15 protein-coding genes are annotated in these 18,423 nt (G+C 64.1%); 10 read left to right on the top strand and 5 right to left on the bottom strand.

Features of this window, described 5'->3' with window-relative positions:
- Positions 1-55: 55 nt before the first annotated feature.
- The gene (miaA, locus tag GWC77_RS02015; protein ID WP_173255191.1) at positions 56-1,000 is read right to left on the bottom strand and encodes a tRNA (adenosine(37)-N6)-dimethylallyltransferase MiaA; all 945 of its coding nucleotides are present in this window, start codon (positions 998-1,000) and stop codon (positions 56-58) included.
- A gap of 10 nt (positions 1,001-1,010) precedes the next feature.
- Positions 1,011-2,978 carry a DNA mismatch repair endonuclease MutL gene (gene mutL, locus GWC77_RS02010; RefSeq protein WP_173255190.1) on the bottom strand — a complete coding sequence of 656 codons (1,968 nt, stop codon included), beginning with the start codon at positions 2,976-2,978 and terminating at the stop codon, positions 1,011-1,013.
- Between the two features lie 146 nt (positions 2,979-3,124).
- Here mutL and GWC77_RS02005 point away from each other — a divergent pair, with 146 nt between their 5' ends.
- Positions 3,125-3,820, top strand: coding sequence for a DedA family protein (locus GWC77_RS02005; protein ID WP_173255189.1), 696 nt, complete (start codon positions 3,125-3,127; stop codon positions 3,818-3,820).
- Positions 3,821-3,928: 108 nt separating this feature from the next.
- Complete coding sequence (locus GWC77_RS02000) at positions 3,929-5,656, top strand: SulP family inorganic anion transporter (protein ID WP_173255322.1); 1,728 nt, start codon at positions 3,929-3,931, stop codon at positions 5,654-5,656.
- A gap of 7 nt (positions 5,657-5,663) precedes the next feature.
- Here GWC77_RS02000 and icmH read toward each other — a convergent pair whose 3' ends face one another.
- The 3 genes from icmH to tssJ all read right to left on the bottom strand — a co-directional run bounded on the left by icmH (position 5,664) and on the right by tssJ (position 8,488).
- Positions 5,664-6,443 (bottom strand): type IVB secretion system protein IcmH/DotU, encoded by a 780-nt coding sequence (gene icmH / locus GWC77_RS01995; protein WP_173255188.1) that lies wholly within the window; start codon positions 6,441-6,443, stop codon positions 5,664-5,666.
- Positions 6,440-7,786, bottom strand: coding sequence for a type VI secretion system baseplate subunit TssK (gene tssK / locus GWC77_RS01990; RefSeq protein WP_173255187.1), 1,347 nt, complete (start codon positions 7,784-7,786; stop codon positions 6,440-6,442). The genes icmH and tssK overlap by 4 nt, the downstream gene beginning before the upstream one ends.
- An 87-nt stretch (positions 7,787-7,873) precedes the next feature.
- Entirely contained in the window at positions 7,874-8,488 is a 615-nt protein-coding gene (tssJ, locus tag GWC77_RS01985) for a type VI secretion system lipoprotein TssJ (protein ID WP_173255186.1), read from the bottom strand.
- Positions 8,489-8,837: 349 nt separating this feature from the next.
- Between tssJ and GWC77_RS01980 the strand changes: the two genes are divergently transcribed.
- From GWC77_RS01980 to tssH, 8 genes are all read left to right on the top strand, one after another.
- Positions 8,838-9,491 (top strand): tetratricopeptide repeat protein, encoded by a 654-nt coding sequence (locus GWC77_RS01980; RefSeq protein WP_173255185.1) that lies wholly within the window; start codon positions 8,838-8,840, stop codon positions 9,489-9,491.
- A 36-nt stretch (positions 9,492-9,527) separates the two neighbouring features.
- On the top strand, positions 9,528-10,064 hold the full coding sequence (tssB, locus tag GWC77_RS01975; protein ID WP_173255184.1) for a type VI secretion system contractile sheath small subunit: 537 nt from the start codon (positions 9,528-9,530) through the stop codon (positions 10,062-10,064).
- A gap of 17 nt (positions 10,065-10,081) precedes the next feature.
- Entirely contained in the window at positions 10,082-11,572 is a 1,491-nt protein-coding gene (gene tssC / locus GWC77_RS01970) for a type VI secretion system contractile sheath large subunit (protein ID WP_173255183.1), read from the top strand.
- Positions 11,573-11,656: 84 nt separating this feature from the next.
- Entirely contained in the window at positions 11,657-12,160 is a 504-nt protein-coding gene (locus GWC77_RS01965) for a type VI secretion system tube protein Hcp (RefSeq protein WP_173255182.1), read from the top strand.
- Positions 12,161-12,244: 84 nt separating this feature from the next.
- On the top strand, positions 12,245-12,751 hold the full coding sequence (tssE, locus tag GWC77_RS01960; RefSeq protein WP_173255181.1) for a type VI secretion system baseplate subunit TssE: 507 nt from the start codon (positions 12,245-12,247) through the stop codon (positions 12,749-12,751).
- Positions 12,752-12,802: 51 nt separating this feature from the next.
- Positions 12,803-14,677 (top strand): type VI secretion system baseplate subunit TssF, encoded by a 1,875-nt coding sequence (gene tssF / locus GWC77_RS01955; RefSeq protein WP_173255180.1) that lies wholly within the window; start codon positions 12,803-12,805, stop codon positions 14,675-14,677.
- Positions 14,641-15,756: a type VI secretion system baseplate subunit TssG gene (gene tssG, locus GWC77_RS01950; protein ID WP_173255179.1), complete on the top strand. Its 1,116-nt coding sequence runs from the start codon at positions 14,641-14,643 to the stop codon at positions 15,754-15,756. Before tssF ends, tssG begins: the two co-directional genes overlap by 37 nt.
- Positions 15,753-18,422, top strand: coding sequence for a type VI secretion system ATPase TssH (gene tssH / locus GWC77_RS01945; protein ID WP_173255178.1), 2,670 nt, complete (start codon positions 15,753-15,755; stop codon positions 18,420-18,422). The genes tssG and tssH overlap by 4 nt, the downstream gene beginning before the upstream one ends.
- The last annotated feature ends 1 nt before the right edge of the window (position 18,423 follow it).

The raw sequence follows: 18,423 nt of genomic DNA, 5'->3' as shown, positions 1-18,423 counted from the left end.
CAAACGCCCGTCGTTCACCTTCGCGCGACGGGCGGGCCGCAATGCAGAGCAACGCTCAGCGCGTATCGAGCGCGCGTTCTATCGCTTCGACGGCGTCGTGCGTAGCCGAGTCCGCGCAGCAATCGATGACGATGCGCTCCGTCATCGCACGCAGCCAGGTCAGTTGCCGTTTGCACAACTGCCGCGTCGCAAAGATCGCTTTGTCGCGCATCGTCGCCGAGTCGATGGTTCCATCGAGGTATTCCCAGGCCTGCCGGTAGCCGACGCAGCGCATCGAGGGCATCGACGGATCGAGATCCCCGCGCGCGCGCAACGCGGCGACTTCATCGACGAACCCGGCCGCCAGCATCGCATCGAAGCGCCGCGCGATGCGCGCATGCAGCGCGCCGCGGTCCGACGGCTCCAGCGCGATCGGCACGAACCGGTACGGCGACGCTTCGCGGCTTCCCGCGGCCGAGGCGAGCAGTGTCGACATCGGCTGTCCCGAAACGAGATAGATTTCGAGTGCGCGCTGAATCCGCTGCGCATCGTTCGGCGCGAGCCTTGCGGCCGTAACGGGATCGACGGCGGCGAGCCGGGCATGCAAAACCGGCCAGCCCGCGCGGGCAGCCTGCGCTTCGAGCTCTGCCCGGATGTCCGCGTCGGCGGCGGGTAGGTCGTCGAGGCCGTGGGCCAACGCCCGGTAATAGAGCATCGTGCCGCCGACGAAGAGCGGAATGCGGCCGCGCGCGCGAATCTCGTCGATCAGCCGCAATGCGTCGGCGCGAAATTCGGCGGCCGAATAACTGTCGGTGGGCTCGACGATGTCGATCAGGTGATGGGGTACCGCCGCGCGCTCGGCCGGTGTCGGTTTGGCGGTGCCGATATCCAGCGTGCGATAGACCAGCGCGGAATCGACGCTGACGATCTCGATGGGCAGCCGCTCGGCGCAAGCGAGCGCGGCGGCCGTCTTGCCCGACGCTGTCGGGCCGAGCAGGCAGGCAATGGCAGGCCGATTCATGCCGTCTCGCTCACTGCCCGCGCATGAAGAGGCGATCGAGATCGGCGAGCGAGAGCTGGTACCAGGTGGGGCGCCCATGATTGCATTGGTCGGCGCGTTCGGTCGCCTCCATCTGGCGCAACAGCGCGTTCATCTCGTCGAGCGTCAGGCGCCGGTTCGCGCGCACGGCGTGATGGCAGGCGAGCGTGCCGAGCAGCTCGTGCTGCCGCTCGGTCAGTACGCGCGAGCCGCCGTAGGCCTGCAGGTCGGCGAGCACGGCACGCGCCAGGGCCGGCAAATCGGCGTCTTTCAGCAGCGCCGGTACCGCGCGAATGGCGAGTGTGGTGGGGGAGAGCGCCGCGAGGTCGAAGCCGAGCGCATCGAGCGTCTCGCGTTCTTCTTCGACCGTGCCGATTTCGACGGCGTCCGCGGGCATCGAGATCGGCAACAGTAGCGGCTGCACGGCGATCGCACGCTCCGAGAGCGCGCGCTTGAATTGCTCGTAGAGGATGCGCTCGTGGGCTGCATGCATGTCGACGATCACGAGGCCACGCGCATTCTGCGCGAGCACGTAGATGCCGTGGATCTGGCCCAGCGCGAAGCCGAGCGGATGGTCGTCGTCCGTTGCGGGTGCGCCGGCATGCGTGGTGTAGAGCGGCTCCGCACTGTCGCGGGCTTCGAGCATGCCGCCGACGGCCTGTGTGGGCCCGTCGGCCGCACCGGGGCCGATATCCTTGCGCCCGAACAACGCATCGTAGAGCGCCAACGGCTGGGCGACCGGCAGCCTGCCCTGCGTCATGCGCGCATCGCGCATCCAGGTCGTGCCCGAGCGGACCGTCGCCGATGGCGTCGCGCCAACCGGTGCCGATGGCGCGAGTCCGCCGGACACCGGCCAATTCGACCCCTGCTGCGGCTCGGCCGCGAGGTGAGTGGCGTGTCCGCCTGCCGTGGTTTCCGGCGAGGCACCCGCTTCCCGCGCCAGCGCGCGCTGGAGCGCGTGAAAGACGAACTGGTGCACGGCGCGGGAATCGCGAAAGCGCACCTCGATCTTCGAGGGATGCACGTTCACATCGACCGCTTCGGGCGGCAGGTCGAGAAAGAGCACATATGACGGATAGCGATCGCCGTGCAGCACGTCCTCATAGGCCGCGCGCACGGCGTGCGTGAGCAGCTTGTCGCGCACGAAGCGGCCGTTGACGAAAAAGTACTGCTGATCGGCCCGGCCGCGGCTTGCGGTCGGCAGTCCGGCGCAGCCGTAGAGCGCTAGCGGTCCGGCTTGCTCGTCGAGCGGCAGGTGCGCGAGCGCGAAACCTTCGCCGAGAATCTTCGCGACACGCTGGGCCGGCTCGCTCGCGTTCCAGTGTTCGAGCGCGCGCCCGTTGTGAAGCACCGAAATCGCCACGTCGGGGCGCGCGAGGGCCGCGCGACGGATCATTTCGATGCAGTGGCCGAGTTCGGTCTGCTCGGTTTTCAGGAACTTCCGGCGCGCCGGCGTGTTGAAGTAAAGCTCGCGGATTTCGATGGTGGTGCCGACGGCGCCGGCCGCGGGCGACAATGCGCCCGTTTGGGCGTCGATCCGCGTGGCGTGCGGTGCGTCCGCGGTGCGGCTCGTAATGAACGTTTCGGCGACCGAGGCGATCGAAGCGAGCGCCTCGCCGCGAAAACCGAGCGTCGCCACGGCTTCGAGTTCGGCGAGCGATCGAATCTTGCTCGTCGCATGACGCATCAACGCGAGCGGCAATTCGGCCGCCGGGATGCCGCAGCCGTCGTCGGCGATCGAAATCCGCTTTACGCCGCCCGCGTCCAGCACGATGCGCAGCGTTTTTGCACCCGCATCGAGCGCGTTCTCCAGCAGCTCCTTGACGACAGAGGCCGGCCGCTCGACCACTTCACCGGCCGCAATCTGGCTGATCAACTGGTCGGGCAGCGGGGCGATCGCGCGCACGGAGCGAGCGGGCGTGCTGTCGATGCGCGTGGGCGGTTCGGGGAATTCGGACATGCCGCGATTATAGCGATTGGCGCCATGCCGGTCCGGTCGGCGCATACCGGCGACGAGCCGTTTCGAGGATGGGCGCGGCACTTTCGGTATCATGGCGCGAGCGCTTCGCCGCCTCTCCTGTCGCGCGCGGAATTTTTCTCAAAGGGATGCATTTGGATACGCTGCTTCATTTCGTCGGCCTGGTGCTGCACATCGACGCGTTTCTTGGCGACTTCGTCAATCAATACGGCGCGTGGGTGTACGCGGTGCTGTTTTTCATCGTCTTTTGCGAGACCGGGCTCGTCATCCTGCCGTTCCTGCCGGGCGACTCGCTTCTGTTCATCGGCGGGGCCTTTTGCGCGACGGGCGAGATGAACCTGACCTGGCTCATCCTGCTGCTCCTGACGGCGGCCGTCGGCGGCAATACGCTGAACTATGCGATCGGCCGTGCGATTGGGCCGGCCGTGTTCAATACGCGTATTCGCTATCTCGAGCGCTTTCTCGATCGCGCGGCGCTGCAAAAGACGCACGATTTCTACGAGCGGCATGGCGGCAAGACGATCGTGCTGGCGCGCTTCGTTCCTGTCGTACGCACGTTTGCGCCGTTCGTCGCCGGCGTGTCCGGTATGAGCGTTTCGCGCTTTCAGTTCTTCAACGTGGCGGGCGCCTTGTGCTGGGTACTGCTGCTCGTGCTCGCCGGGTACTTCTTCGGCAATATCCCGTTTATCCGCCAGTACCTGAATATCATCGTGCTCGTGGGGATCGGCGCCGCGATCGTGCCGCTCGCACTGGCGGCGCTTTGGAAGATGTGGCGCAAGAAGACTGCTGGCGCGGTCGTGCACAAGCAAAGCGGACGTCCGTGATTGGCGTCGATGCCGTGTGCCCAGGCGCGCGGGCGGGCAAGGGCGCGTGACGGTTCGTCAACGAGAGCCGAGAGCTAAAGCAAAAAGGCGTCGCACGCCTTGCCGACCATGACCATCGATACCGGCCACGCCGCCGCGGCGCATCTTCAGGACCCGAGCCATTACGCGAGCCCCGAAGCCGCGCCGCCGCGTTCCCTGCGGCTCGCGAAAGACGCGCTCGCGGGCGTGTCGATCGCCGGTCTGCTACTGCCCGAAGCCGTTGCTTATGCGGGCCTTGCCAATCTGCCTCCGCAGGCGGGCGTGGTCGCGCTGCTCGCTGGGCTGCTCGTCTATGCCGCGCTCGGCAGCAGCCGGTTCGCGATCGTCTCGGCGACATCGTCGTCGGCCGCCGTACTCGCCGCGACGGTGAGTGCCGTGCCGGGCGCCCGTCTCGCAGCTGCCGCCGCGCTCGTCGCGGCCGCGGGCGGCCTTTTCCTGCTGGCCGGCGTGGCGCGCCTGGGCGGCGTGTCGGATTTCATCGCCAAGCCGGTGCTGCGCGGATTCGCCTTCGGCCTCGCGCTGACCATCGCCCTCAAGCAGATTTCCAGCATCGTCGGCGTGAAGTCGCGATTCCCGGATGCACCTCGCATCGCCTACGAGCTACTGCTGCAGGCGCCGCAGTGGAATCTGCATAGCGTCGGTGTCGGGGCCGTTGCGCTCGCCATTCTCTTCGCGCTCGGTCGCCGGGCGCGGATCCCAGCCACACTCGTCGTCATCGTGCTCGGCATCGGGGCTGGCTATTGGATCGACTGGCATCGCTGGGGTATTCCGATCGTCGGCGATATCGATTTGCGCAACGTGCACTTCGGGCTGCCCGCCTTTCAGCGCACCGAATGGCTCGAAACGGTGGAACTCGCCTTTGCGCTGATGCTGATTCTTTACGCGGAGTCCTATGGCTCGATCCGCACGTTTGCACTCAAGCATGGCGATGGCGTTTCGGCGAACCGCGACTTGCTCGCGTTCGGGGCGGCGAATGTCGCGTCGGGTCTGCTGCAGGGCATGCCGGTCGGTGCAGGCTACTCGGCCACCTCGGCGAACGAGGCGGCGGGGGCGCAAACGCGTCTGGCGGGCGTCGCGGCGGTATTCGTGATCGCCCTCATCGTGTCGTTCCTGTTGCCGCAGCTCGCGCGCACGCCCGAGCCGGTGCTCGCCGCCATTGTGATCTACGCGGTGAGCCATTCGATCGATCCTGGCGTGTTCCGGCCTTATTGGGTCTGGCAGCGCGATCGTTTGCTCGCGATGGCCGCGCTGGCCGCCGTGCTCGTGTTCGGCGTATTGCACGGGCTGCTCGCGGCGATCGCGGTGAGCCTGTTCCTGACGTTGCGCAGCTTGTCGGTGCCGGTGGTGAGCGTGCTGGGCCGCCTGCGCGGCAGCCATGACTTCGTCGATATTGCCGCGCACGCCGACGCACGACCGATCGACGGCATCGTGATCGTGCGCCCGGAAGTGCCGCTTTTCTTCGCCAACGTCGAACGTGTGCTCAGCGAGGCGCGCGCCCGTATCGGGACCCAGGTGCCGACGCCGCATACCGTGATGCTGAGCCTGGAGGAGTCGCCCGACGTCGACAGCACCTCGATCGAGGCCTTGCGTATATTTGCGGCCGAGCTGCGTTCGCGCGCTCAGACGCTCGTGCTGGCTCGCTTGAAACCCAGGGCATTGGCGGCGCTCGGTCGCGCAGTCGATGACACGCTGCCCGCGCAAGCATTGCGCGAGCTCAGCGTCGATGAATGCGTGCAATCGGTACTCGACGGGCGCGGGGCACCCGCGAACGACAACCCGTCCGCGAGCGGCGCCTGAGCGCCGATCAAGGCAGCGAGATCGTCAGGTTGGCCGATTCGGCTTCAGGCTTGACGAGCTGCGAGTAAGGCGCAAGCGTATGGAGCGTGGAATCGCGCAAATACGTGTGGAGCCCGAAATACGCACCGAGCGCGACGAGCGCGAATACGGCGCCGATGGTCCACAGCGGCACTTCATGCTTGAGCCGGTGCGCGATCTGATCGGGCAGCGGCCAGTGCGGCGCGAACGACGCGCGCTTGCCCTTCATGTGGGCGATTTCATCGCCGAGCCGGGCGCTCAGATAGGCGAGCTTCTCCGGCCCTTCGAGCAAATACTTGCCTTGAAAGCCCAGCAGCAGACACATGTGGAACACTTCGAGCGACTGTAGGCGGGCGGCCCCCTGTGCGCGGCACGCTTCGAGGTGATCGAAGAACTTTTCGCCCGCGAGCTGCTCGCCGAAGAGCACGAGCTGCAAAGGACGACGCTCCCAATCCGCACGAATCTTGAATGACGATGCGAGCACCGCTTCGTCTATCGCCGCGCAAAACGCGAATTTGGCCGCATAGACATCGTCGGCGGGTGCATTGAGCTTTTTCGCGCCGCGCTCGAAGTCCGCGAGAAACGACTGCACGCGCGAGCTGAACTCTGCCGCGTCGCCCGGCTCGCGCCCTTGCTTGAGCAGAAACAGCATGAAAAAGCCGTCATAGAGCAAATCGCGCAGCGAGCGCGCCTGGGCGCCGGTCTCAGTGCTCGACGCGGAGGTCGCCGGCGGGACACTGCCGCCGAAAAGGGAAGGGACTTCGGTCACGATGTCACCGCAATCAGTTCGAGTTTGAGATCGTTGATGCCCGACGGCGTGTAGATCATCGCCGACTGAGCCTGCAGCATGCGCTCGTACAGCGTGCCGCGCGCATCCAGCGAGAAGTAGCAGGCACCGGGGCGCACCGGCACGGCGGGCGGCACTTGCGGCGTGTAGACGAGCTTCACGCCGGGCATCGCGGAGAGCACGAGCTTATCGACGTCGTCGGGTGCGCCGACCTTGAAGCGCGCGGGGACGGCCTCGACGAGCTCGACAGGTGCCATGTCCGCCGAGACGGCGATGAAGAAGGTGGTCTTGTCGTCGATCTTGCCCGAATCGAGGCGGCCGATATGAAACGACGGGCGAACCTCTTCGAGCGCGATCGCGAAATGGCGCGTCGAAATCACGGTCTCGAGCAAGTCGCGCACGATGGTGTCGAGCGTCTCGAACGCGGGCCCCGGATCGTCATGTCGATACGCGGGCAGATCGGTGAGCGAATAGCGTTTGGAAAACGTCATCAATTGGCCGGCAAGCCGCAGCAGCTCCTGAAAGAGCCGCTCCGGGTGCAGCGATGCATGCTGCAGCAAATGCACGAGCGATGCGACCGCCGCATTCGCGGTATGCAGCAACCAGAACGAGGCGATGTCGCCCGAGCGGAACTCGATGATGTTCTTCGTCGGCTCGCGATGAAACCCGTAGAGCGCGCTCACCTTCGCTTGCAGCGCATCGATGAGCTGACGCAAGCACTGGTGCAGCACGGGCGACGCTTCGATGGCAAGCGTTGGCGGCACGAAGGTCTCGTCGAGCTCGAAGCCCGAAGCCGCCGTGCGCTTCACGCGCGCGATCGGCACCGCGATCAGTTGAGCGCGCGGTTCGTTGTGGCCGATCAGTTTGACGCGCGTCTTGAGGAACGTGAGATTGGCCGTTGCCGCATCGGTGAACTGATCGGCTACCGCCAACTGCTTGCTCGCGTAGCGCGAGCCGAAGCCGCCGTTCGTTTCGCCGGAATCGTTGTTGCCCGTGTCGCGCAACGGATGCAGCGCGAGATAGAAGACGAACTCGCTGACGCCGTCGGGCAGCGTATCGAGCGAGATCGATTCGGGCAACTCGTCGGCCTGCGGGGCCGTATAAAGCGTGCCGTCCGGGAAGATCAGCGAGAGCTCCGCGATCCGCAACGACTTGTTGTTGAGCGAATCGGGATCGAAGCGCACCGAGCGTACGCCCCAGTTGTACGGTTGAATGGCGCGTATCGATTCGAAAACGCGCGCCTCGTGATAAGCGTCCTGTTGCTGGAAATGCTGAGGCCTGAGAAAAAGGCCTTCTCCCCAAAGCAATTTCGCCGAATAACTCATCTCGAATCCGCAAGGAAAGTCAAAACGCCGCGCATGCGGTCATAAAAGGTGCATTCAACATGCATTGACTGCTCATTGGTGCGGCCTTCATCCGCAAGACACCGATGACAGCATATTCAACGCAGGCATAGGCAGACCCGGATCGGGCGGAATGACCGTGCCGTTCGCGACGGTCATCGCGCAACTGTGAAGGCCGACCATTATGCCGGATTTCTCCGATTTCACCGGATCGAAAGCGAATTTCCATCGCCGCATGGCGGGATCGCGAAAGAGCGCGACGATACCGAACGCCTGCGCTTCACGCGAAACCTTCTCCACCATCTGATAGCGCTGGCCCGGGATCAGTGTCACCTCGCGCACGCCCAGTAAATCCGCGCCCAGGGCACTCTTTTCTTTCGCGGGATCGGTAAAGGCGTCGAAGCCGGCCTGCTGGAACGAAGTGGGATCCTTGAGTACATATAGCCGCACGACCACGGCAAGCGGATGCCTGTCGTTGGCCGCATTCAGATTGGGCGCGGCGGCGAGCGTGAGCGAAATGTCGCGCGGCGGCTTCTGCGAGTCGGGCACGGCGGGCTTGCCGAGGCCGGCCGCCTGGAGCGCGGCCGACGCTGCGGCACCGAGCATGGGTACGCCGGCGGCGCACCCCGAGAGTGACAAGGCGACCGCGAGCGGTGCCATGGCGTGTCTGAAAAATGGCCTCATCGAACTAATCCGGCCGATGCCGGTGCTCCATCCAAAGTTTGGGAAAAGCAGCCGGAACGGCGCCTGCAATCCGTTTAAAACGCGAGGACGGACAAGTTTGTATAGTGGCTAATACGCCGCCCCGTCCGGCAAATTTTGCTTAATGCGGAATCAACTCAAAATCGACTCGGAAAATGTTTCCTCCTCGCCCATGTCCATTCCTTATTCAAAGAATTCCTACTCGACCTATATCACACGATAGAAGTTGAATTATGGAAATTTGGCCGGTACTATACGCGCGCACTCGCCGCAAAGCAAAGCTGTGGTTTCCGGGCGAATTAAATAAACCGCTAGGCGGTACCAACAAATCATGAAACAGCGACTCTCTCTAAAACTTTCCGCGGCGGTGCTCGTGTGCGCCGCTATCGCTGGCTGCGCGACGCAGCAATCGGCTCAGCAAACCACACCCGAGGCATTCAACAAGGCGCTGGCCGATGCCGACACAGTGGCAAAAGGCGGTGACAAGGACAAAGCGCTCGCGCTGTACCAACAGTTGACCAAGGCGGACCCGACACGCGAAGAGCCGTGGTCGCGCATCGCTCAAATCCAGTTCGATCAAAACCACTACGGTCAGGCGATCGTCGCCGCGCAAGAAGCCTTGCAGCGCGATTCGACCGATCGCGCGGCCAAAAGCGTACTGGCCGTGAGCGGCCTGCGCATTGCCACGCAATCGCTCGGCGAATTGAGGCAAGACGCCGCGCTGGCGGGCGACGCGAAGAGCGACGCTCAGACGCTCGCACACGAACTGCGCGACACGCTCGGGCAGGCAACGCTCTTTCCGGAAGAAGTCGCGCAGAAAAAGCCCGCGGTGAAGCGCCGCCGCATCGCGCGCCATCCGGCGCCGGCCGCGAAAGAAGCCGGGGCGGACGCGGCGAACGCGGCAACGACGGCGTCCAAGCCCGACGAACCCGCCGCTGCAAAGCCGGCCGGCAGCGGCGCAGATCCTTTCAGCGCGCTTCGCTGAACGGTCCGTTTGAACCAACGTTTCGGGGAGCCGTCGATGGCGAAGAAAGAAAGTATTCAAAAGCGCTTGCAAAAAGTGCGTCCGCCGCGCGTGCAACTGACCTATGAGGTCGAGCGCGGCGATGCGATCGCGGTCAAGGAGTTGCCGTTCGTCGTCGGCGTCGTTGCCGATCTGGCCGGGCAATCGGAAGTCGAGCAACCGAAGCTGCGCGAGCGCAAATTCGTCAATATCGATCGCGACAATTTTGACGATGTCATGAAAGGCCTGGAGCCGCGCGCGGCTTTTCAGGTCAAGAATCGATTGACCGACGCGGGTGGTTCGTTTGCGGTCGACCTGCGTTTGCGCTCGATGGCCGACTTCAGCCCGGACGAGGTCGTCAACCAGATCGAGCCGCTGCAACGCCTGCTCGACGCACGCTCGAAGCTTGCCGATCTGCGCAACAAACTCGCCGGCAACGACAAGCTGGAAAGCTTGTTGAGCGAAGTGCTTGCCAACACGCAGCAGCTACAGACGTTGACGGGCGCGGCGCGCGACAGTGACAACGAGGCGGACCAGGACAAGCAGGGCGAGTGAGCCCGAGCGGGGGTGATATGAATCAGCAAACGGCCATGGCGAGCACTGCGCTCGCGGAAACGAGCACGGCAACATCGTTGCTCGACGAGATCGTCGAAAAAAGCAAAGTCGCGAAATCCGATTCGGAGCATGCGCGGGCGAAAGACCTCATCAGCGAGCTCGCGCACCAGGTGCTCGAAGGCACCGTCGTCGTGTCGGACAATTTGTCCGCTACGCTCGATGCGCGCATTGCGGAGCTCGATCGCCTGCTCTCCGTGCAGTTGAGTGAAGTGATGCATGCGCCGGAGTTTCAGCGCATGGAAAGCACCTGGCGCGGGCTCGAATATCTGTGCAAGGAGAGCAACACCGGTTCGACGATCAAGATCAAGGCGCTCCATGCGGCCAAGCGCGAGATCGTGCGCGACTTCAAGAACGCGTCGGAATTCGATCAAAGCGCGCTGTTCAAGAAGGTCTACGAGGAAGAGTTCGGCACGTTCGGCGGCGCACCGTTCGGCGCGCTGATCGGCGATTTCGAGATCACGCGCCAGCCGGAGGACATGTACTTCATCGAGCAGATGTCGCATGTCGCCGCTGCCGCCCACGCGCCTTTCATCACCTCGGCATCGCCCGAGATCATCGGCCTCGAATCGTTTGCCGATCTCGGCAAGCCGCGCGATCTCGGCAAAGTCTTCGATACCGTCGAATACGCGAAGTGGAAGTCGTTCCGCGAGTCGGAAGACTCGCGCTACGTCGGCCTGACGCTGCCGCGGTACCTGGGGCGCTTGCCGTTCAATCCGAAGGACGGCCTCGTCGCGGACTCGTTCAACTTCGTCGAGGACGTCGACGGCACCGATCACAACAAGTACCTCTGGTGCAACGCCGCGTGGGCGTTCGCCGCGCGGCTTACGGCCGCGTTCGACGATTTCGGGTGGTGCGCCGCGATTCGCGGCGTGGAAGGCGGCGGACTCGTCGAGGATCTGCCCACGCACACGTTCAAGACGGACGACGGCGAGATCGCCCTGAAGTGTCCGACCGAAATCGCGATCACCGATCGGCGCGAGAAGGAGCTGAGCGACCTCGGTTTCATTCCTCTCGTGCATTGCAAGAATTCGGATTACGCGGCGTTCTTCGCGGCGCAGTCGGCACAACGGCCCAAAAAGTACAACACCGACAGCGCCAACGCGAATGCCGTACTGTCCGCCCAACTGCAATACATCTTCTCGGTCTCTCGCATCGCTCATTACCTGAAGGCGATGATGCGCGACAAGATCGGCAGCTTCGCCTCGGCGCAAAACGTCGAGACGTTCCTGAACCGCTGGATCTCGCAATACGTGCTGCTCGACGACAACGCAACACAAGAGCAAAAGGCGCAGTTCCCGTTACGTGAAGCGTCGATCCAGGTGGCCGAGATTCCCGGCAAGCCGGGCTCGTATCGCTCGGTCGCGTTCCTGCGTCCGCATTTTCAGCTCGACGAGCTGTCGATTTCGCTGCGGCTCGTCGCGGACCTGCCCAAGCCGGCAGGCGCCTGACACCCAAATCCAATTTCAATTTGAACGGGCCGGGGCATGCTGCCCGGCTCGCTTTTAAACCGCCACTTCGGGAGTCGAGAAGCCATGAAAGATATGTTTTTGAAGTTCGGCAACCCTGCCATCCAAGGCGAATCCGCCGACAAGGATCACTCCGGCTGGATCGAGTTGAATTCGTGGGCGCATTCGATCGTCCAGCCGCGCTCGGCAACGGCGTCGACGGCCGGCGGCCATACGGCCGAGCGCTGCGAGCATGCCGACATGACGTTCACGAAAGACATCGATGTCGTCAGTCCGCTGCTTTATCAGCACGCTTCGGGCGGCACGACGTTCGATGAAGTCACGATCGACTTCATGCGTGCGGACGGCGAGGGCAAGCGCGTCAAGTACCTGGAAATCAAACTCAAGTACGTGATCATTTCGAGCATTGCGCCGAGCGTGGTGGGCGAAGGCCTGCCGAGCGAGACGTTCTCGCTCAAGTATGCCGCCGTCCAGTGGAAGTACACGCAGCAGAAGGTGGGCGGCAACCAGGGCGGCAATGCGCAGGGCGCCTGGAGCCTCACGAAGAACGACAAGACCTACGCGGTCTGATGTAGCGAAGCGGGCGGCGTGCCGGTTTTCGCACCGGTGTCCGCCCGTGCCGTTCCGAGGGTAGAGCGAGGCGCGCACGTACCGATGAAGCGATTCGAACCGAGCTTGCTCGACAAGCTTTTCGACGACGATCCGCATTCCCCGGCCCCGGCCGCGATGCGGCAGATGTCGCTCGACGAGCTCAAGAGCCGCGTGGCGCGCGATGTCGAGGCACTGCTCAACACGCGTATCGTGTTCACGGAAGGACAGCTCGAGAAACTGATCGAATGCCAACGTTCGGTCTTGACTTACGGGTTGAACGACTTCGCTGGGCTGAGTCTCGCGAGCTACACCGATCGCGGGTTCATTTGCACATCGATCCGTAACGCCATCGCGCGGCACGAGCAGCGATTGCGCGAAGTGACGGTTTCGTTGGAGTTGAACGCGCAATCGACCAATGCGCTTTACTTCGCGATCCGGGCGAAGCTCGTCGTCCACCCGGCCGAAGAGCCGGTCAGCTTCGATGCCATGCTGCAGGCGTCCACGCTGCAATACTCCGTCACACGCTCGCGGCGCAGCACCGAAGCGTCGCGTATCCGCGCGTACGAGTGATCAGAGGCAGGCAAGGAAACGGAGAGAAGCGCCCGCGCTCGGGGAATATAGATGGAAGCGTTGCTGCCTTATTACGAGCGGGAGCTGGCATTTTTGCGGCAGTATTCGCGCGAGTTCGCGGATCGCTACCCGAAGATCGCGGCCAGGCTTGCCATCAGCGGCGAGCAAAGCGATGACCCGCATGTCGAGCGGATGATCGATTCGTTTGCGTTGCTCGGCGCGCGAATCAACAAGAAGCTCGACGACGAATATCCGGAGTTTGCCGAGGCACTTTTCGAAGTGCTCTATCCGCACTACCTGCGTCCGTTTCCGTCCTGCTCCATTGCTCAGTTCGGCGCGAGCGCCGCGACCGCGGCGATCGCGCCGCGCGTGCCGGTCGTGATTCCGCGCGGGACCCTGCTCGAGAGCCGCGAGGTTCGCGGCGTGCGCTGCCAGTTCCGTACCGCATTCGACCTCACGCTGGCGCCGATTGCCGTCACGCGGGCACGCTATCGACCGCTCGCCGCGTTGCCCGCCAATGCCCCGATGTTGCCGGGCAATGTCTCGGGTGTGCTGTCCTTCACGTTCGAAAGTACGTCGCCCGATATGGGCTTGCATGCGTTGGGACTCGCGACGTTGCGCGCCTATCTTCACGGTGAGCAGTCGTTTACCGCGGCATTGGCCGATTGCATGTTCATTCGCGCTACGGCGGCCTATGTCGAGGTGGGCGATTCGAGCGAGCCAGAAGGGGCGGCCGAGCCGGGGGCCTGGAGGCGGCTCGAAGGCATGCCGATCGAGCAGACCGGCTTCGCCGACGATCAGGCGCTGATCGACTACCCGGCGAGATCGCACCCCGCCTACCGTTTGCTCACCGAGTACTTCGCGTTTCCCGAGAAATTCGATTTCATCGATTTTGGCCTGGCCGAGATGCTTCGGGCCAGTGGGCCATGCCGTCGGCTGACGCTCCATGTGACGATCAGGCAGACGCGCGGGGAAACGCAGGCGCCGCGGCTTGTCGAAGCGCTGTCGGCGCACCATCTGCGTCTCTTTGCGACGCCCGTCGTCAATCTCTTCGCTCGGCGCGGCGAGCCGATCCGCATCAGCCATGAGGCTGTCTCGTATCCGGTCATCGCCGATGCCCGCCACGCGCACGCTTACGAGGTGTATTCGATCGATGCCGTTCATGTGGTGAAGGAGTGCGTCGGCGAACAGGCTGTCGAGGAGTTCCGGCCGTTTTACGCGCTGCATCACGACGAGCCGTCTCAAGTCGGCCGATATTGGTTTGCGCGTCGCAATGAGCGGGTCGCGCAGATGAGCCCCGGCTACGAAACCGAGCTGTCCGTCGTCGATGCGCATTTTTCGCCCGCGCGCGCCATGACGAGCACGGTGAGCCTCGCGCTCACCTGCACGAATCGCGATTTGCCCGCGCGGCTCGCGATCGGCCTCGAAGGCGGCGATTTGTTCGCGGACCGAACGATTTTCGATGGGCCCGTCTCGATGCTGTGCCGCCCCACGCCGAGCGTGCGAATCGAGCGTGGCGCGTCGATGCACTGGCGGTTGGTTTCGCATCTCGCCTTGTCGGAGGTCTCGCTTTTACGCGAGGATCTATCGACGCTGAAGGAACTGCTCGTCCTCTACGACCTTCGGCGCACCCCGGCTTCGATCCGTCACATCGAAGGCATCGTCGCGCTCGAAGAGCGGCCTGCTGTCGTATGGCTGCCCGGCAAGCCGTTCGAGACGTTCGTGCGCGGTACCGAAGTGCGCCTCACCGTCGATGAAACGCATTTCGTCGGCACGAGCCTCGCGTCGTTCCTTCGCGCGCTCGATATGTTCTTTGGACTCTACGTGAGTCTGAACAGCTTCGTACAACTGGTTGCCGTGTCCAAGCGCACGGGCGAGGAGATCATGCGATGCAAGCCGCGCAGCGCCGATTCGATGCTGGCGTAGTGGAGCGGCTCCTCGACGAGCCGTACCGCTTTCAATTTTTCCAGGCCGTGCGCGTGCTCGAGATGTGGTTCGCGCAGCAGGTATCGCGCCGCGCCGGCGAACGCGTCGCCGGGCATATCGGATTCCGCAGCACGTTGTCGTTGACGTTCGCGCCGAGCGAGCTCGAGCGGGCAGTCTCCTACGATCACGCGGGCGCTGCGCTCGCGCACCCGGAGGAGCGCCGTGCGGCGATGGCGGACCGATCGCTCGCGCGGATCGAATTGACGCCGTCGTTCTTCGGCATGTTGGGTGGCCAGGGCGCGCTGCCGCTGCATTACACGGAGCAGCTCGCCGCTCGCGAACAGTTGCAGCGCGACCGGGCCGCGCGCGAATTTTTCGATGTGTTTTCCGATCGGGCGACGGCGCTTTTTTACGAGGCATGGAAAAAGTATCGCCTCCCGTTTCATTACGAGCTCGATCGGAACGAACGTTATCTCCCGCTGCTGCTGGCGCTTGCGGGATTGACGCATGTGCCGACGCGCGCCGCGCTGCAGCGCGGTCCCGGCGCGCTCGTCGACGAAGCGATGGCCGGCTTCGCGCTGCCGATCCGGCATCGGCCGATGTCCGCCGCCTATTTGGAGCGTGCATTGTCGGACTACTTTCGCGTGCCTGTGCAGGTCGAGCAGTTCATCGGCAAGTGGTACGAGGTGCCCGCCGAACGTCTCTCGCGGCTCGGCCTGACCAACGCGAAGCTCGGCGCGACCGCGCTCGTGGGAGAGCGCGTCTGGCAACGCGATATGCGCGCGCGGCTCGTCGTCGGCCCGCTCGATAAACAGGACTACGAAGCATTTCTGCCGGGCGCTGCGTCGGCCATCGCGCTCGAGCGCATGCTGTCGATTGCCGCTGGCGACATGCTCGAGTACGAGGTATGGCTCGTCCTGGCGCGCGAAGAGGTCGGCACGAGCCAGCTCGGCGCAGGCGCGCGGCTGGGCTGGGATGCCTTTCTTTGCACGCGCGAAGCGGAGTGCGATCGCGACGACGCACGCTACGAACTGAACCTCATCCATTCCTTCCAAGACACAGGAACTGTCGACTCATGAGCACGCCTCTGAAGACCCTCATTGCCAAGCTCGATGCACTGTGCCTCGATGCGGCCACGCGTGCCGCGAGCCTTTGCCTCGCCCGCGGTCACTATGAGGTCGACCTCGAACATTTGTTTCTGGCTTTGCTCGACGATACCTCGAGCGATCTCGGGATCGTGCTGCGCTCGAACAGGCTGAGCGCCGACACGTTGCGCCGCGATCTCGAGCGCGAGCTCGGGCGCCTGAAAACCGGCAACACGCGCACACCGGTATTTTCGCCGCATTTGATCGCGCTTTTCGAGCAGGCGTGGTTGATTGCATCGCTCGATTCGCACGCGGGGCGCATCCGCTCGGGGCACCTGCTGCTCGCCCTGCTCAGCGCACCCGACCTGGCGCAGTTTGCACAGCGGATGTCGTCCGTTTTCGCCGAGGTGCCCATCGAAGCGCTGAAGCACAAATTCGACGAGATCACGGCCGGATCGCACGAGGCTGAGGCCGTGCCGGTGCGCGCCGGCCGAGGCACGGATGGCGCGGGCGAGGCGGACGGCGCGATACCCGGTCTCGCGGCGCCCGGGGCATCGAAGACGCCCGCGCTCGATACCTATACGACGAATCTCACGCAACGTGCGCGCGAAGGCAAGATCGATCCCGTCATTGGGCGCGAAGCCGAGATCCGGCAGACCATCGACATCCTGATGCGGCGCCGTCAGAACAACCCGATCCTGACCGGGGAAGCCGGCGTGGGCAAGACAGCGGTCGTCGAGGGGCTCGCACTGCGCATCGCGGCCGACGACGTGCCCGAGCCGCTGAAAGGTGTGGCGCTGCATGTGCTGGACATGGGGCTGCTGCAGGCCGGCGCCAGTGTCAAAGGCGAGTTCGAGAACCGTTTGAAAAACGTCATCGACGAAGTGAAGAAGAGCGTCGTACCGATCGTTCTTTTCATTGACGAAGCCCACACGATCATCGGCGCGGGCGGACAAGCGGGGCAAAACGATGCGGCGAATTTGCTGAAGCCCGCGCTCGCGCGCGGGGAGCTTCGCACGGTCGCTGCCACGACTTGGAGCGAGTATCGCAAGTACTTCGAGAAGGACGTCGCGCTTGCGCGGCGCTTTCAGGTCGTGAAGATCGACGAGCCAGGGGAGGCTTTGGCGGCCGCCATGGTGCGAGGGTTGGCGCCGCGCATGGAAGCGCACTTCAATGTGCGCATTCTCGATGAGGCCATCACCGAGGCCGTCCGTCTTTCGCACCGGTATATCACGGCGCGTCAATTGCCCGACAAAGCGATCGGCGTGCTCGATACCGCCTGCGCAAAGGTCGCGTTGGCACACGGTTCGACACCCGCTGCGATCGACGATGCGCGCAAACGGATCGAGCGCATCGATGCGGAGATCGCTTCGCTCGAACGCGAGGTCGCAGGCGGTTCGGCGGGAGCGGGGCATGAAGAGCGGCTTGCCGAGCTGCGCGCGGCGCGCGCGACCGATGTCGAAACGCTTGCGGCCGACGAAGCGCGGTATGAGCAGGAGCGCGCGCTCGTGACGCGTATCGGCGAGTTGCGTGCGGCGCTCGAGACGGCGAGCGCCGACGAGGCCGATGGCACCCGCGCGGCGCTGGCCGAGCAGATGTCGTCGTTGCAGGCGATCCAGCAATCGCGGCCCATGGTGCCGTTGCAGGTCGACGGCCATGTCGTCGCGGAGATCGTCGCTTCATGGACGGGCATTCCGCTCGGACGCATGGTGAAGGACGAGCTTCGCACCGTGCTCGGTCTGAAGGATCTGCTCGCCGCGCGCGTGATCGGACAGGACCACGCGCTCGATGCGATTGCGCAGCGCGTGCGCACGGCCAGCGCGAATCTGGAAGACCCGAACAAGCCGCGCGGCGTATTTCTGTTCGTCGGACCTTCGGGGGTGGGCAAGACTGAGACGGCGCTGGCACTCGCCGATATTCTTTACGGTGGCGAGCGCAAGCTCATCACCATCAATATGAGCGAATATCAGGAGGCGCACAGCGTATCGGGGCTCAAAGGGTCGCCGCCCGGATACGTCGGCTATGGCGAGGGCGGCGTACTGACGGAGGCGGTGCGGCGCAATCCCTATTCCGTCGTACTGCTCGACGAGATCGAAAAGGCGCATCCCGATGTGCTCGAGATGTTCTTTCAGGTGTTCGACAAGGGAACGCTCGACGATGCCGAAGGGCGCGAAATCGACTTCCGGCATGCACTGATCATCTTGACGTCGAACGTCGGATCGTCGGCCGTGATGCAGGCGTGCCTGAACAAGCAGGCCGACGAATTGCCCAATGCGGGCGCGCTTTCGGAAATGCTGCGCCCGCAACTATACAAAACGTTCAAGCCGGCTTTTCTCGGACGCGTCAAGGTGATTCCGTATTACCCCATTTCCGATGACGTCCTCGCCAAAATCATCGAACTGAAGCTCGGGCGTATTCGCGATCGGATTGCCGCCAATCACCGCGCACAGTTCTCGTGGGACGAGTCGCTCGTCGATGCGGTGCTGGCGCGTTGCACAGAAGTGGACTCGGGCGCGCGCAACGTCGACCACATTCTAAACGGTACCCTGCTGCCCGAATTGGCGCAGCAGGTATTGGGACGCGTGGCGCAAGGGGCCCGGATGGAGAGGATCGCCGTGCGTGCCGGCGAGGACGGCGAATTCGAATACAAGGTGGCATGAG

This window comes from Paraburkholderia sp. NMBU_R16 (assembly GCF_013282575.1).
GTDB lineage: Bacteria > Pseudomonadota > Gammaproteobacteria > Burkholderiales > Burkholderiaceae > Trinickia.
This window is presented reverse-complemented; position numbering and strand designations above follow the sequence as displayed.

Excerpts from the sequence above, each read along its gene's own strand:
- miaA (WP_173255191.1), bottom strand. The coding sequence starts at position 1,000 with ATGAATCGGCCTGCCATTGCCTGCCTGCTCGGCCCGACAGCGTCGGGC.
- mutL (WP_173255190.1), bottom strand. The coding sequence starts at position 2,978 with ATGTCCGAATTCCCCGAACCGCCCACGCGCATCGACAGCACGCCCGCT.
- GWC77_RS02005 (WP_173255189.1), top strand. The coding sequence starts at position 3,125 with ATGCATTTGGATACGCTGCTTCATTTCGTCGGCCTGGTGCTGCACATC.
- GWC77_RS02000 (WP_173255322.1), top strand. The coding sequence starts at position 3,929 with ATGACCATCGATACCGGCCACGCCGCCGCGGCGCATCTTCAGGACCCG.
- tssK (WP_173255187.1), bottom strand. The coding sequence starts at position 7,786 with ATGAGTTATTCGGCGAAATTGCTTTGGGGAGAAGGCCTTTTTCTCAGG.
- tssJ (WP_173255186.1), bottom strand. The coding sequence starts at position 8,488 with ATGAGGCCATTTTTCAGACACGCCATGGCACCGCTCGCGGTCGCCTTG.
- GWC77_RS01980 (WP_173255185.1), top strand. The coding sequence starts at position 8,838 with ATGAAACAGCGACTCTCTCTAAAACTTTCCGCGGCGGTGCTCGTGTGC.
- tssB (WP_173255184.1), top strand. The coding sequence starts at position 9,528 with ATGGCGAAGAAAGAAAGTATTCAAAAGCGCTTGCAAAAAGTGCGTCCG.
- tssC (WP_173255183.1), top strand. The coding sequence starts at position 10,082 with ATGAATCAGCAAACGGCCATGGCGAGCACTGCGCTCGCGGAAACGAGC.
- GWC77_RS01965 (WP_173255182.1), top strand. The coding sequence starts at position 11,657 with ATGAAAGATATGTTTTTGAAGTTCGGCAACCCTGCCATCCAAGGCGAA.
- tssE (WP_173255181.1), top strand. The coding sequence starts at position 12,245 with ATGAAGCGATTCGAACCGAGCTTGCTCGACAAGCTTTTCGACGACGAT.
- tssF (WP_173255180.1), top strand. The coding sequence starts at position 12,803 with ATGGAAGCGTTGCTGCCTTATTACGAGCGGGAGCTGGCATTTTTGCGG.
- tssG (WP_173255179.1), top strand. The coding sequence starts at position 14,641 with ATGCAAGCCGCGCAGCGCCGATTCGATGCTGGCGTAGTGGAGCGGCTC.
- tssH (WP_173255178.1), top strand. The coding sequence starts at position 15,753 with ATGAGCACGCCTCTGAAGACCCTCATTGCCAAGCTCGATGCACTGTGC.